The 13,107-nt window shown below is 49.8% G+C and carries 13 protein-coding genes; 12 read left to right on the forward strand and 1 reads right to left on the reverse strand.

Going from position 1 to position 13,107, the window contains the following annotated elements; genetic code table 11:
* Positions 1-6: 6 nt before the first annotated feature.
* A complete protein-coding gene (gene gspC / locus ACF8D4_RS05670) occupies positions 7-921 on the reverse strand; it encodes a type II secretion system protein GspC (protein WP_025010644.1) in 915 nt (304 codons plus the stop codon).
* Positions 922-1,179: 258 nt separating this feature from the next.
* On the opposite strand from gspC, the gene hslR reads away from it, so the two are divergent.
* The 12 genes from hslR to ACF8D4_RS05730 all read left to right on the forward strand — a co-directional run bounded on the left by hslR (position 1,180) and on the right by ACF8D4_RS05730 (position 13,106).
* Complete coding sequence (gene hslR / locus ACF8D4_RS05675) at positions 1,180-1,578, forward strand: ribosome-associated heat shock protein Hsp15 (RefSeq protein WP_045283928.1); 399 nt, start codon at positions 1,180-1,182, stop codon at positions 1,576-1,578.
* Between the two features lie 19 nt (positions 1,579-1,597).
* Positions 1,598-2,461, forward strand: coding sequence for an Hsp33 family molecular chaperone HslO (gene hslO, locus ACF8D4_RS05680; protein ID WP_025010642.1), 864 nt, complete (start codon positions 1,598-1,600; stop codon positions 2,459-2,461).
* Positions 2,462-2,627: 166 nt separating this feature from the next.
* Positions 2,628-4,172 carry a phosphoenolpyruvate carboxykinase gene (locus tag ACF8D4_RS05685; RefSeq protein WP_392468515.1) on the forward strand — a complete coding sequence of 515 codons (1,545 nt, stop codon included), beginning with the start codon at positions 2,628-2,630 and terminating at the stop codon, positions 4,170-4,172.
* Positions 4,173-4,531: 359 nt separating this feature from the next.
* Complete coding sequence (locus ACF8D4_RS05690) at positions 4,532-4,828, forward strand: Flp family type IVb pilin (protein ID WP_144167962.1); 297 nt, start codon at positions 4,532-4,534, stop codon at positions 4,826-4,828.
* Positions 4,829-4,898: 70 nt separating this feature from the next.
* Positions 4,899-5,201, forward strand: a complete 303-nt coding sequence (locus ACF8D4_RS05695) for a Flp family type IVb pilin (RefSeq protein WP_025010639.1) — start codon at positions 4,899-4,901, stop codon at positions 5,199-5,201.
* A gap of 38 nt (positions 5,202-5,239) precedes the next feature.
* Positions 5,240-6,625 carry a Tad domain-containing protein gene (locus ACF8D4_RS05700; RefSeq protein WP_037474985.1) on the forward strand — a complete coding sequence of 462 codons (1,386 nt, stop codon included), beginning with the start codon at positions 5,240-5,242 and terminating at the stop codon, positions 6,623-6,625.
* Entirely contained in the window at positions 6,625-7,473 is an 849-nt protein-coding gene (locus ACF8D4_RS05705; protein WP_071238906.1) for a hypothetical protein, read from the forward strand. Before ACF8D4_RS05700 ends, ACF8D4_RS05705 begins: the two co-directional genes overlap by 1 nt.
* 2 nt (positions 7,474-7,475) lie before the next feature.
* Positions 7,476-8,132: a hypothetical protein gene (locus tag ACF8D4_RS05710; RefSeq protein WP_025010637.1), complete on the forward strand. Its 657-nt coding sequence runs from the start codon at positions 7,476-7,478 to the stop codon at positions 8,130-8,132.
* A gap of 207 nt (positions 8,133-8,339) precedes the next feature.
* Positions 8,340-9,248 (forward strand): Flp pilus assembly protein CpaB, encoded by a 909-nt coding sequence (cpaB, locus tag ACF8D4_RS05715; RefSeq protein WP_345856969.1) that lies wholly within the window; start codon positions 8,340-8,342, stop codon positions 9,246-9,248.
* A complete protein-coding gene (locus ACF8D4_RS05720) occupies positions 9,245-10,546 on the forward strand; it encodes a type II and III secretion system protein family protein (protein WP_028780579.1) in 1,302 nt (433 codons plus the stop codon). Before cpaB ends, ACF8D4_RS05720 begins: the two co-directional genes overlap by 4 nt.
* Positions 10,547-10,555: 9 nt before the next feature.
* Positions 10,556-12,262 (forward strand): ATPase, T2SS/T4P/T4SS family, encoded by a 1,707-nt coding sequence (locus ACF8D4_RS05725; protein ID WP_025010633.1) that lies wholly within the window; start codon positions 10,556-10,558, stop codon positions 12,260-12,262.
* Positions 12,255-13,106, forward strand: coding sequence for a type II secretion system F family protein (locus ACF8D4_RS05730; RefSeq protein WP_025010632.1), 852 nt, complete (start codon positions 12,255-12,257; stop codon positions 13,104-13,106). Before ACF8D4_RS05725 ends, ACF8D4_RS05730 begins: the two co-directional genes overlap by 8 nt.
* Position 13,107: the final 1 nt, after the last annotated feature.

Raw genomic sequence — 13,107 nt, forward strand, 5'->3', positions numbered from 1 at the left:
CCTGCTTTATTGCGGCAAACTGAACATGATTTCAACCAACTGACCTTCGCGCTCTACCATCACAGAGACCTCGGTCAGATCCGGCAGCTGGCCCATCACCTCCAGCGCCTGGCTCATATCAGTTAAATCATAACCATTGATGGATTTTGCCAGGTCATTGGGCTGGAACCCGGCATCCTTGAATAATCCGGCATCTTTACCCGGGTTGAGTCTGTACCCTTGTACTTCACCATCCTTTTGTACCGGAGAGATCGCCAGGTAATCGGTAATCTTGCTGGGATCGGCCAGCAACTCATCGCGGGAGGCCACCAACTCGCGGCCAATATCGGCATCACGGCGGTCAACCTTGGTCACATCACCACCACTGCGGGCCTGTTGCAGTTGGGCGTTGGCTTGTGACTGAGTGGTATATTGCAGACCGTCGAGCATCAGAGTCTCGTAACGGCCGGCATTGGTAATAATGATGCGGTCGGCATACACCTCTTTCAGCGATGCCGAGGTACCCTTGATCTTGTCGCCCAGGCTGTAGGTTTCCTGACTGCCTTGAGACTCAATAATAGCCAGGCCTTTCTGCTCGGCACTGGATGCCACCACCCCGGTCAACAAAATCGACAGTGAAGTTTTTGGGGCATCTGTGATCATTTCGGCGGCAGGCTCAGACTTGGGCTTGGTGCTGCTGGCATCTTTCTTGCCGAATAGTGCCAAGCCGTTGATAGTGCCGATATCGACATTCTGGGATTGGGTGCCAGAAACCGGGGTTGGTGTCCAGTTGGCTGTCGGTTTACCTGTTGGGATCAGCTTCCAGCTGATCTGTGCCATCAAATACAGAACCAACAGCATCAGTAGCCAAAACACGGCAGAGCTGGCGGGTTTTTGCGGTATGCTGCCCGTCTTGGCGATAATCTTATCCAATAAATCCATATTTTCCGGACCCTCTAATCAGGTCTCTGTTCTGATTATGATAGTGACTGAACCCTTCGCCATGCTAACCCACACTCTTGTTTGCAACAAGACCATAACAGGGAGTAGATTGGCGAAAATTGTACGATTATGCTACCTTTGCGCGCCTGGAAAGGGTGTGAAGCGCTCCACTGTTTAACCCCGTATCGACGGCTTGGACAAGGGATTTATCCCCGAGTTGTGAGCTCATCCCCTTTTTCATTTATGACAGGAGTATCCATGGCCAATAGCAATGACAACGCCGAGGCGATCCGGCTCGATAAATGGCTCTGGGCAGCGCGTTTTTACAAGACCCGCGCCCTGGCCAAAGAGATGATCAACGGCGGTAAAGTACATTACAACGGCCAAAGGACCAAATCCAGCAAACTGGCAGAAGTCGGTGCGCGCATTAGGTTACGCCAGGGATATGACGAAAAAGAGATCGTCATAAAAAAAGTTTCCGGTGTCCGTCAGGGGGCAGCTATCGCCCAGAGCCTGTACGAAGAAACACCGCAGAGCATACAAAAGCGGGAAAGTAATGCTGAAGCCAGAAGGCTCAACATACTGCATAATCCGGCGCCCGATACCAAGCCGGACAAGAAACAGCGGCGGCAAATCATCCGCTTCCGCGAGACCTGAATTAACTGTGAGAAACCCAATGAACCAAGATACTCTCCATCGCTATCTGTTTGATAACGCCGATGTAAGGGGTGAACTGGCCCAGCTCAGTGATAGCTACCGCCAGATAGTTAACACCCACGATTACCCGGAGCGCCTTAAGGTACTGCTGGGTGAATTGCTGGCCGCCACCTCGTTGCTGACAGCCACCCTGAAATTTGAAGGAGATATCAGTGTGCAACTCCAGGGTCAGGGCGGCCCCGTGTCACTGGCAGTGATCAATGGTAACAACCGTCAGGAATTGAGGGGCGTTGCCCGTTGGCAGGGCGAGATTGCCGCCGATACGCCACTGGAACAGCTCTTTGGTCAAGGCTATATGGTTATCACCCTTACCCCGACAGAAGGTGAGCGTTATCAGGGCGTAGTGGCTCTGGATAAGCCCAGCATCGCCGAATGTCTGGAGAGCTACTTTGCCCAATCTGAGCAATTGCCCACTGGCATCTGGTTATTTGCCGATGGCGAACATGCCGCCGGTATGCTGCTGCAAGTATTGCCGAGTGAGCAGAGTGAAAATACCGAGTTTGAACACCTGACTCAGCTGACTGCGACTATTAAGGCCGAAGAACTGTTCAGCCTGCCGGCCACCGAAGTCTTGCATCGCCTCTACCATCAGGAGCAGGTGCGGCTGTTCGATCCGGTGAGCGTCAGCTTCAAGTGTACCTGCTCCCGAGAGCGCAGCGCTGCAGCCATCCGCACCCTGGCAAAAGAAGAGATAGACGCCATTATCCAGGAAAAAGGCCTGGTGGAGATGGGCTGTGAATACTGCAACAGCCACTATCGCTTCGACGCTATCGATATCGAAGCCATCTTTGCCAACGCTCAGGCACCGGATACTCCCCAATAATGGGGCGATAAATCTGTCGTTTTTCAAGAGGGCGAGTGATCGCCCTCTTTTTTTCACCATTTTCCAGATCTTGCTCACACTTCAGCCAGCGCTTAAGTTACAATCGCGCCAACCCGGCAGCAGACCGGGACCATACCAGACCTCACAATAGATGGAGACCTTACTTATGGCGGCAGAAGCAAACCGCATCCAACTCAATCTCAGCAGTGCCCAACTGGTCGAGCAGGCTATTCTGCGCGGCGAAGGCACTCTGACAGCCAACGGCGCCCTGGTGGCCCAGACCGGCGAGCGCACCGGCCGTTCACCCGCCGACCGTTTTATTGTCAAGGAGCCGGGTACCGAGGCCGATATCGAGTGGGGCGCGGTCAACCAAGCGTTTGAACCGCAAAAATTTGCTGCCCTATGGGAAAGGGTCGAGGCCTATATGGCCGACAAGCAAGTATTTGTCTCTGAGCTGGAAGTCGGCGCCGACGCCGATCACTACCTGCCTATCAGAGTCACGACTGAATACGCTTGGCACCAATTGTTTGCCCGTAACCTGTTTATCGTGCCAGAGCACTATAACCAGAGCCAGAAACCCGAGTGGCAGATTATCAATGCCCCAGGCTTTGTCTGCTCACCCGAGCGCGATGGCACCAACTCAGACGGCACAGTCATCATCAACTTCGCCGAGCGTAAGGTACTGCTGGCCGGTATGCGCTATGCCGGTGAAATGAAAAAATCCATGTTCTCGGTACAGAACTTCCTGCTGCCGGCTAGAGACGTACTGCCGATGCACTGCTCGGCCAACGTCGGTAAAGATGGTGACACTACCCTCTTCTTCGGCCTCTCAGGCACAGGCAAGACCACACTGTCTGCCGATCCCAAGCGCTTCCTTATCGGTGATGACGAGCACGGCTGGGCCGAAGGCGGCGTCTTCAATATTGAAGGTGGCTGTTATGCCAAGTGTATCGATCTCAGCCAGAAGAATGAGCCGGTGATCTGGGATGCCATTCGCTTTGGTACTGTGCTGGAAAACGTGGTACTGGACGCGCAGCGCGTGCCCGACTACAAGGATGCCAGCCTGACCGAAAACACCCGTGCCGCTTACCCACTGGAGCACATCGCCCAGCGCAAGGAAGACAACCGTGGCAACGAGCCGCACGCCGTGGTGTTCCTCACCTGTGACGTTTCCGGCGTCCTGCCCCCGGTAGCCAAACTCAGCAAGGAGCAGGCGGCCTATCACTTCCTCTCAGGTTATACCGCCAAGGTGGGTTCCACCGAAGTGGGCTCAACCGCCGCGATTCAGTCAACCTTCTCCACCTGTTTCGGTGCCCCCTTCTTCCCTCGCCCTGCCGGGGTATACGCCGAACTGCTGATGAAGCGTATCCAAGCCTTCGGCAGCCAGGTTTACCTGGTGAACACAGGCTGGACCGGTGGCCCTTACGGCGTGGGTAAGCGTTTCGACATTCCGGTCACCCGCGCCATTGTTGATGCCATCGTCAGCGGTGAACTCAAAGAAGTGCCGACCGAACATATCGAGCAGTTGAACCTGGATATCCCGGTTGCCGTCCCCGGCGTCGACAGCACGTTGCTGAATCCGGTCAACACTTGGACCGATAAGGAAGAATATGCCAAGTACGCCAAGCAGCTGGCAGAATCCTTCCAAAGCAACTTCGCCAAGTATCAGGTGTCTGATGCCATCAAGGCCGCTGGCCCTAAGGCCTGCTAACGACAGTTGATGATAAAAACGGCTCCATTAAGGAGCCGTTTTCTTTTCCGAGAATTATATGTTCAATACCAAACCTAAGAGCCACAATACATTAATCGTTTCATCATCCATTAGGCATTAACTTAGTATCAGCATCAGTTGAGTTATCAAGTTAATCAGCCTGTCTTATTACTGTCATATATATACTTTAAGTTGCTCACTCCTGATTAATCATTAAACAATTCCCATATAAAAATAAGGGTATAACCAGTTACCGTACGACGATACAAATATACACTTTTGGGTAATTGTTATGACTAATATGTAACGGGAAAATTACGCGACAATTTTGTCTCAAGCAAATGCATCAAGGAGTGATAATGTACAAGGGTAAAATTCGCGGTCAAGGTATGACCGAATATATCATTATAGTAGCGCTTATTGCTGTCTCCGCCATTGGCGTATACAGCTTCTTCGGTAAAACCATTCGAAATCAAGTGGCTGGTCTGGCAACAGAGATGTCTGGTGTTGATTCGTCAGCTCAGATTGGTGCTGCCAAAACTGCTGCGGGGACAACCTCTACTGTTGCCAACGGTGATTATAACTTGGGTAACTATAACGCTGCTGCAAATAAGGCTGCGGAGGGTGGTTCTTCTGGTGGTTCAGGCGGTAATTAATACCTCTCTTACCTATAAAATGGGGAATACGTCTGGTGATTCCCCTTCTCATTCGTTAAAGGATTAACTCATGGCATCTAATAAACAGATGGGCCAAGGGATGACGGAATATATCATCATAGTGGCTCTGATCGCGATTACTGCAATTGGCGTATACAGTTTTTTTGGAAAAACAATACGCAACCAAGTCGCCGGACTTTCAAGTGAAGTTTCGGGGCAAGACTCCTCTGGACAAATATCCAATGCCAAGACAGCTGCCGACGATGCCAGCAATACAGCCGATAGCAACTACAACCTGAGCAACTATAACGAAGGGGCCAATAAGGCTGCCGGTGGTTCAGGTCAAGGCGGTGGCGACAGCGGAATCGACTAAACCAATACCAAGACAAGAGAGCAGGCAGGAGCAAAGGAATGATGCCTTCCCGTCAACAGGGGCAAGCCATGATAATGTCATTGATTCTTATGGCATTTGCACTAATGGTAATCCTCTTTAGTTTCAATGTGTCCCAACTGAATATCAAGGGCACTAAATTACAAAATACCGCAGATAATACAGCCTACAGTGTTGCCACTCTTGCTGCCAGGGACATGAATTTCAAGGCGTACACCAATAGAGCTGCGGTTGCCAATCAGGTAGCAGTAGCCCAACTCGTTGGCCTTTCGTCTTGGTTCAATATGGCTGAAGTATTTTCACAGAATGCTTGCCGGGTATTGTGTGCAGTTCCCTACGTTGGCCAAGTGGTCAACGGTATCGCGCAAGTGGTAAAGGGGCTGAATCAAGGTGTGCAGCCTGCCATCAAAGTACTGGTCAATGTAGAAAATACCGTACTTAAAGCCATAAGTATCGCTCAGCAATCCATGCACTATGCAGGGGTAACGGCAGCGTTCGATAGCGCTGGCGATATAGTCAAAGCCAATGATCCAAATGCTCGTATGGATTTGATGCAAAACCCGCTATTGATACAAGATCTAAAGAATGTATGGGTAGACTTTCAAACTCTTCAAAAAAGACAAAACAGAAATAAGGGTGGCAGTCAGTATAAGGACTTTATAGGTGTCACTCTTAAATCCCGAGATCCTTTCAGCAACAAACGCACCTACAAACTGCCTTTCCCTTGGTCATTCCACTTTTTTCCGATCAAAGCCAAGACTTATAAAGCCGGCGGCAGCGAGCTTGTCAGCAACGGGAATCGTCCAGAATCATGGACATCCATGGATACCTTGAGTGTGCACTTTTCCAAGTTCAGATGTAAACGTTGGCGCTGCAAATGGCGTACCAGAGAAATTCCTGCCGGTTGGGGTGGAACCGTGTCCGACAATAGAGCCATTCTCAGCAGGTTGAACGATAGAACTTACTGGGGAAGCAGCAGAGGACATAATAGAAGCGCATCCAACTTTGCAGCCGCCGATCAAGTGACCCGTGGCAGCTATGATGGCGTACAACCTTTCTATTCCCTGTCGAATTCCGCAAAAGGGAAAAGTGAAACCAGCAATATTCTGGTCGTGGTATCCAAAAAACAAGACAAAGTGAGAACCAGCAACAGCGTACCTCTCGGAGGGGACATGGTTGACCCTGCGACCAATGAAAAAATGCTGGGTGACAGAATGACCGCATTGGCCGCGGCACAAGTCTACTACTCGCGGCCGAGAGATCTGATGAAATCAGGTTCTGCCTGGGCCAGAAAAGATAGTAAGCATGAGTACGGCAACCTCTATAACCCATTCTGGCAAGTGCGCCTGAGCCAATCTACTCAAGGGGAGAGGGCCGCAGTTCAGGCTCTGACAAGGTTACTCTAATGCAGTTCATTCATCGACAACGGGGCCAGGCCCTGGCTGAATCAATCATAGGGATGAGCTTTGTGATAATCCCATTGCTACTGTTGCTACCTTTCGTCTCAAAAATAACCGGGGTCCAACACAGAGCTAATCAGGCGGCTCAATATGCTGCTTGGGAACGCACGGTATGGAAGGAGCAGGCACCGTCACGTATGGTCACTGGCAAGGGAATTTTCCTGGCAAAAAAAACGGAACAACAGTTATCAGCCCAACTCCCATGGCGCTTTTATCAAGGAAAAGGCCAGGTAATAGATAGTCGTCCACCTAAACAATGGAACTGGGAACAGAATGTTCACCCCTTGCTGAAACACCAGACTCGCCATGATGGTTCTCTATCTGGCTTGATCAAGGATAAGGGGGAAGGAAAGAACCGTCTAAGCTTCGCCGAGCCGAGCTCCAAGATACCGGGTACGGTGAACTCTTTGATAGGCAAAGCACTTGGGGTGCTGGCCTATACCGGCTTCTCCCTTGAGCAAGATCAGTTCTACCGCACTCGCGTGGAAACTGACCTGGTACAGATGCACCTCGAGCCATTCGACAGTATGCAGCTGACTTATAAGGGCAACAGCGCCTTACTCGCCTCAGGATGGAATGCAGCTGGCCCTGAGCATCTGCGTCGTAGAGCCGAACGCCTGGTACCAACCAACTACGCAGATGTCAGTTGGGTGAGAACCGCCCAAAAGGTTGCCAGCTTCATTCCCTTTGGTAAAGAACTGCACCCCAACTCCCTGAAACTGGGCCATGTGGAAACTGAAGTACTGCCTGCCAACCGTCTTTGTAATTATGGTTCTAAAGGATGTGGAGGTTAACTATGAAACAACTCCTTTTGGGCTGTTGGTTTCTCAGCCTTCCTCTGCTGGCCGCTGAATGGCCTGAAATACAGTTTCCCGATTCCGCCACCGTGGAAGTGGTAGCTGAAGAAATGGTTTATCAAGGCACTCCCATGGCAACTTGGGTGATGCGGGATAAAAGCAATCAGATGATGACCGCAGCCTTCTTCAAACGCCAATGGCAGGGCAAAAGTGAACGCTTTGATGAACAGATGTTTGGCCAGGACTACATCATCAATAGCTTGCAACCACCTTTCCTGTTAACGGCCCGAATAAGGAAAGACTTTGATGGTGTTCTAGCTTACATAGGCATAAGTAAAGATCCCGGTAGCCCAGTCCATAGTAAGTTGGCATTTCCAATGCCGAGCGGTAGCACTGTGTTGTCTGATGTCAGTTCAAAGGATCTCTTCAAGAGTGGCCGAACCTTGGTTTTCAACAGCAACCGCACACTGGCAGATACCTTCCATTATTACCAACGTCACTTTCAACGTCAGGGTTGGAGCGAAGTTGGTACCTATCTGGATAGCGAAATCGGCACCCTGATGCTCACCCAGGGAAGCAACACTCTGGACATTAGCATAAACCGAAAAAATGGCTTGGTTTACGTGGTCGCTAACCAAGTTATGGAAGGGATTTAAGGTGTTAAACAAAAACCAAAAAGGACAAGCAAGCTTTGAGTATCTCGTGGTGTGCGGAGCCTTGGTCGCCGCACTCTTGACCCCAATAGAATCTCAAGGCGACCAGAATGTGGTCGAGCTGTGCCTGGAGGCTCTCAGAGCTTGGTATACCGCATTCGCCTATGCCAAATCACTGCCTGCATTACCTCTTTAGTATTGAGACAAAAGATGAAACTGAAATCGATAGACTTTAACTGGATCCTGCTGCTGGTTGCCATCGCCTTGGGTGGTGTCGCAGCCTTTGCAACCAAATCATATTTCGAGCAGCGGGAAGCCGAGCTCAGAGCTGAACTCAGTGACAGTGATGTCGTGATGGCTGACGTGCTTGTAGCCAATCAACCTCTTGAAAAAGGTATGATCATTTCTGAGCAGAATATGACCGTACGGCAAATACGAGCCGATATAGTCCCCTTGGAAGCCTACCATCCCAGTCAATTCGGTGAGGTGGTCGGCAAGATGCTATTACACCCGATGGCTCCCGGCAGACCCCTGCTTACTGCTTATGTACCCGGCCATGGTGTCAGTAAATTTTCCGACATGCTTGATGAAGGCCAACGTGCAGTGACTATCGAGATTGATGTCATTAACTCAACGGCCGGAATGTTGGTTCCATCTGATCATATCGATCTATTGTTGGCGTATGACGAACCGCTGGGTGACAACAACAACAATCGCAAGAAGTTACAGCTACTTCTGGAAGACGTCACTGTATTGGCAACCGGCAGACGCAGCCAGGAAGTACCTGATGAACTGGCAGACACCCTATTTGAAGATCCCGCCTCCTACAATACTGTGACCTTGGCTTTATCCGTGGATGATGCAGCCAGGGTGTCCTTGGCCCGCAACAAAGGTTCATTTGTCACTCTATTGCGTAATCAACAGGAAACTTTGCCACTGGAGTTTGCTTCCCTTTATCAGGATGAAATATTTGAAAAATCAGCTTCTGACAATAGTCGCCTGGTAGAGATTATTGTCGGTGGCGGCGGCGTTCAAACCCAATATCAAGAATACCCAAATCCAGATGTAGCCGAGCCTAAGCTGCAAATCACCCAACAAGAGACAAGAACCGCATTATGAGAAGTTTCATCCTCTTTCTGGCAGCCTTGCTGTTGCCATGGCAGACCTTTGCCCATAACAACCCTCCTCTCTCGCTTTATGTCGGCGCAGTGGAGCTCTATAAGGTCAACAATGTTGAACGCGTTGTGGTCGGAAATGGTGCAATTCTCAGTGCCAAAGTCATTGATGATAAAGGAGTATTGTTAATAGGTGAGTCTGAAGGTGTCTCAGACCTTCAGCTGTGGCAAAAAAATGGGAAACTCATCAAGCGCAGTGTCACTGTTTATGCCAAAAACCAACTGACCAGCATCCAGAATATCCAGCACCTACTGGCTTCTTTCCCCAAGCTAAGCGTGACTCAATCCAATGAGCTACTGGTCGTTCAGGGAGAAGTCGATGAGAAACATAAAGGCGTCGTTGAAAAAATACTGGCCAGTCACCCAAACCTGATTTCACTTGTTGAGTTCAAACAATATGCCCCGGACATGGTTCCCATGGTGAAAATGCAGGTGCAGATAGTCGAGTTCAATAAATCTCGTCTTAACAACATTGGTATTCAATGGGATTCAGTTATGTCAGGCCCAGCCTTTGGTGCAGCTAAAGCCTTTACTGCCAACCCCATTTTCAGTGTGACATCTCCTGGCAATTATGTCGGCACCATCAGTGAGGCTATTTCAGACAGCATTGGTGTTCTGGATACCAGAGGATGGAGTTATTTCGGCATAGTTACCGGAATTGGATCCAAGATTCAGTTGATGGCCGAAAAGGGGGATGCCCGCATGCTGGCGCAACCCAACCTCACCACTCGAAGTGGTGAGGCTGCCAGCTTCCTGGCCGGAGGCGAGTTCCCCATTCCTATGACCTCAGCCCTGGGCGTCGTCACCGTAGAATTCAAGGAATATGGGATCAAGTTGGATATCGAACCTGAGGTGGACGAACATCAAAACATCATTAGCCGAGTGCGAGCCGAAGTCAGTGCGATTGACCCTTCAGTTGCTATTGATGATGTTCCCGGCCTACTCACCCGTAAAGCAGAGTCCGTAATCAACGTCAAAAACAAAGAAACCATGGTGATTTCAGGGCTGGTCAACAGCGAAATGTCAAAGTCCGTTTCCCGTTTTCCACTGCTTGGTGATATTCCCATCCTGGGAGAACTATTCAAGTCACGTAATTTTAGGGAAAACAAGACCGAACTGGTTATTTTCGTTACCCCTACAATAGTTTATCCGGGTCATGAAGAGCACGAAGCACAGTTGGCCCGGGGTAAAGAACTGGCGGCAGAAGCTGACCAGCTAGAAGCCTTCTACATCCTGGACTAGGAGCGGTATATGTTCAGTATTATGGTGAGCACCAATAAAGGTACCCGGGTCGGTGAGTTTCAATGTATTCATTCCCAGTGCCAAATAGGCAAAGATCCAGACAACCTTATCGTCTTGAGAGGATTCAAAGTTTCACGCTTGCACGCCACGCTCATACAGGATGAAGAAGGCATCTTCGTGGAAGACAACAAGAGCCGCACCGGTATCAGGGTGAATGACGAAAAGCGGCAGCGTTTCGGTCCACTCAAGACAACAGACAGGATACAGGTAGGGGATTATCAGCTTCGCGTGATTAATCAAGATCCCGAATACCAGTTCGACAATAAAGATTCGTCAGCAGAATGCCCACCGGAGAATCCTGCTGACAAGCAGGTTGCAGACGTTGAAAGCACTAGGAACATGAAACCACTGGCTATGACCAATGCCAAGCTGGATCATATTCAATTCAGAAATGAGTGGCGCCGACGGGTACACAGAGAACTGCTGAAACAGATGGATCTTCGCAGGGTCAACGTCAACGAGATGAGCGACCAGGAGCTACGCCAGCAGAGTGAGTCTCTTATCCAGCAAATCATTAGCCAAATGCAGCTTCCTGCAGAGATTGAAGTCAACTCTCTAATAGAAGAAGTTCTGGATGAAACCATAGGGCTTGGCCCCTTGGAAGGCTTGGTTGCAGACCCTGAAGTGTCTGAAATCATGGTTAATAGTCATGATCAGATCTTTTATGAAAAAGCCGGCCAGCTGTTTCTTTCAGACGTTGCCTTTTCAGATGATCAGGCCGTATTGGGCGCCATAGAGCGAATAGTTACACCAATAGGCAGACGCATAGATGAAAGCTCACCCATGGTGGATGCGCGTCTTAAAGATGGTTCCCGGGTTAATGCAGTAATACCACCTTTGGCTCTTAAAGGCCCATGCATCACCATACGTAAATTTATGCAGCAGCGACTGAACTGTAGTGATCTGGTGCGCTTTGGTTCTATGAGTCAGGCAATGGCTGACTTTCTGGAGATTGCGGTTAAGCAGAAGCGAAATGTCGTTATCTCTGGTGGTACAGGTTCAGGGAAAACAACCCTGTTGAATGTTCTCTCCAACTTTATTCCGGAAAGCGAACGCATTATCACAGTTGAAGATGCCGCCGAGTTGCAACTCTATCAACCAAATCTGGTTTCACTGGAAGCTCGTCCAGCCAACCAGGAAGGTAAAGGCGCCATAGAGATCCGTGATCTGGTCAAAAACTGTCTTCGGATGCGTCCTGACAGAGTCGTTATCGGTGAATGCCGTGGAGGTGAGGCACTGGACATGCTTCAGGCCATGAATACGGGGCATGACGGCTCGCTGACTACAGCCCACTCAAACTCACCACGAGACTGTATCTCAAGGCTGGAAGTCATGGTGATGATGGCTGGCATGGAATTACCGGTACAAGCCATTCGTGAACAGATATCTTCAGCCGTCAATATCATAGTCCAGCAATCACGTTTCGCCGATGGTTCTCGTCGCGTTACCAGCATTTGCGAGGTTACCGGCATTGAAGGCTCCATAGTGCAACTCTCGGAGATATTCCGTTTTCAACAGACGGGTTTCAACGAGCACGGCAAAGTACAGGGTTACTATACGGCAACCGGTTCTGTCCCGGAGTTTTATGAGCGCTTAAGGCAACAAGGTATCAAGGTCAAACTGGATATTTTTGAGCGGGAGTCTCGCCATGAGTAGTCCGTTGTTCATCATAGGTTGCATTGGTATCAGTGCGGTGCTGCTGGTGTGGTCATTGAGGCACCTGTCGTCTAATTGGGCCAGAGAATATCAGGACAAATTCACCACATCAGCCAGTACAAACCTTGCCGATATGTTCATGTTCATCGAACCGCAGCAACTGTTTTTGATGAACATTATTACTTTGGTATCAGTGCCATTTCTAGTTTGGTTGCTGTTTGGTTCTTTGATACTGGGTATTGTCCTCAGCATAATATTGGCTCTGCTGCCACGCTTTGCATATCGCTATCTACGTAAGCGTCGCCAACGTAAGTTTGTCGAACAGTTGCCTGATGCACTTAATATGATCGCCTCTTCAATGCAGTCCGGCGCCAATACCACCTCAGCCATTGAATTTATGGCTGAGGAAATGGATGCCCCCATACGGCAGGAATTTCAGTTGTTTCTGCGGGAGCAACGCTTGGGGGTAGAGTTCAATACCGCTCTGAACAACATGTATGCTCGAATTCCTGAACCCGAATTTCAGTTAGTGATTGCCGGTATGCAAATATCCCGAGAAGTAGGGGGAAACCTGGCTGAAGTACTGTCAAGGCTGTCCAGTACACTGCGAAAAAAGCTGGAGATGGAAGGCAAGATAGACGCGCTAACATCACAAGGTAAGCTTCAGGGATTAGTGATGACCTTGCTACCAGTGTTTATCGGGGTAGTACTCAATCACATGGAGCCGGATGCCATGGGACGCATTTTTACCGAGCCCTTGGGCTGGCTCACCATCGCAGTCGTCGTATTGATGCTGTTCTGCGGTTACATATCCATTCGTAAGATAGTCACTATCGATGTGTAGT

It is taken from the genome of Shewanella sp. YQ_9, from assembly GCF_043103185.1.
Taxonomy (GTDB): Bacteria; Pseudomonadota; Gammaproteobacteria; order Enterobacterales; family Shewanellaceae; genus Shewanella; species Shewanella algae.

What these genes read in the sequence shown, in the direction of transcription:
- gspC (WP_025010644.1), bottom strand. Translation starts at nt 921, where the DNA reads ATGGATTTATTGGATAAGATTATCGCCAAGACGGGCAGCATACCGCAA.
- hslR (WP_045283928.1), top strand. Translation starts at nt 1,180, where the DNA reads ATGGCCAATAGCAATGACAACGCCGAGGCGATCCGGCTCGATAAATGG.
- hslO (WP_025010642.1), top strand. Translation starts at nt 1,598, where the DNA reads ATGAACCAAGATACTCTCCATCGCTATCTGTTTGATAACGCCGATGTA.
- ACF8D4_RS05685 (WP_392468515.1), top strand. Translation starts at nt 2,628, where the DNA reads ATGGCGGCAGAAGCAAACCGCATCCAACTCAATCTCAGCAGTGCCCAA.
- ACF8D4_RS05690 (WP_144167962.1), top strand. Translation starts at nt 4,532, where the DNA reads ATGTACAAGGGTAAAATTCGCGGTCAAGGTATGACCGAATATATCATT.
- ACF8D4_RS05695 (WP_025010639.1), top strand. Translation starts at nt 4,899, where the DNA reads ATGGCATCTAATAAACAGATGGGCCAAGGGATGACGGAATATATCATC.
- ACF8D4_RS05700 (WP_037474985.1), top strand. Translation starts at nt 5,240, where the DNA reads ATGATGCCTTCCCGTCAACAGGGGCAAGCCATGATAATGTCATTGATT.
- ACF8D4_RS05705 (WP_071238906.1), top strand. Translation starts at nt 6,625, where the DNA reads ATGCAGTTCATTCATCGACAACGGGGCCAGGCCCTGGCTGAATCAATC.
- ACF8D4_RS05710 (WP_025010637.1), top strand. Translation starts at nt 7,476, where the DNA reads ATGAAACAACTCCTTTTGGGCTGTTGGTTTCTCAGCCTTCCTCTGCTG.
- cpaB (WP_345856969.1), top strand. Translation starts at nt 8,340, where the DNA reads ATGAAACTGAAATCGATAGACTTTAACTGGATCCTGCTGCTGGTTGCC.
- ACF8D4_RS05720 (WP_028780579.1), top strand. Translation starts at nt 9,245, where the DNA reads ATGAGAAGTTTCATCCTCTTTCTGGCAGCCTTGCTGTTGCCATGGCAG.
- ACF8D4_RS05725 (WP_025010633.1), top strand. Translation starts at nt 10,556, where the DNA reads ATGTTCAGTATTATGGTGAGCACCAATAAAGGTACCCGGGTCGGTGAG.
- ACF8D4_RS05730 (WP_025010632.1), top strand. Translation starts at nt 12,255, where the DNA reads ATGAGTAGTCCGTTGTTCATCATAGGTTGCATTGGTATCAGTGCGGTG.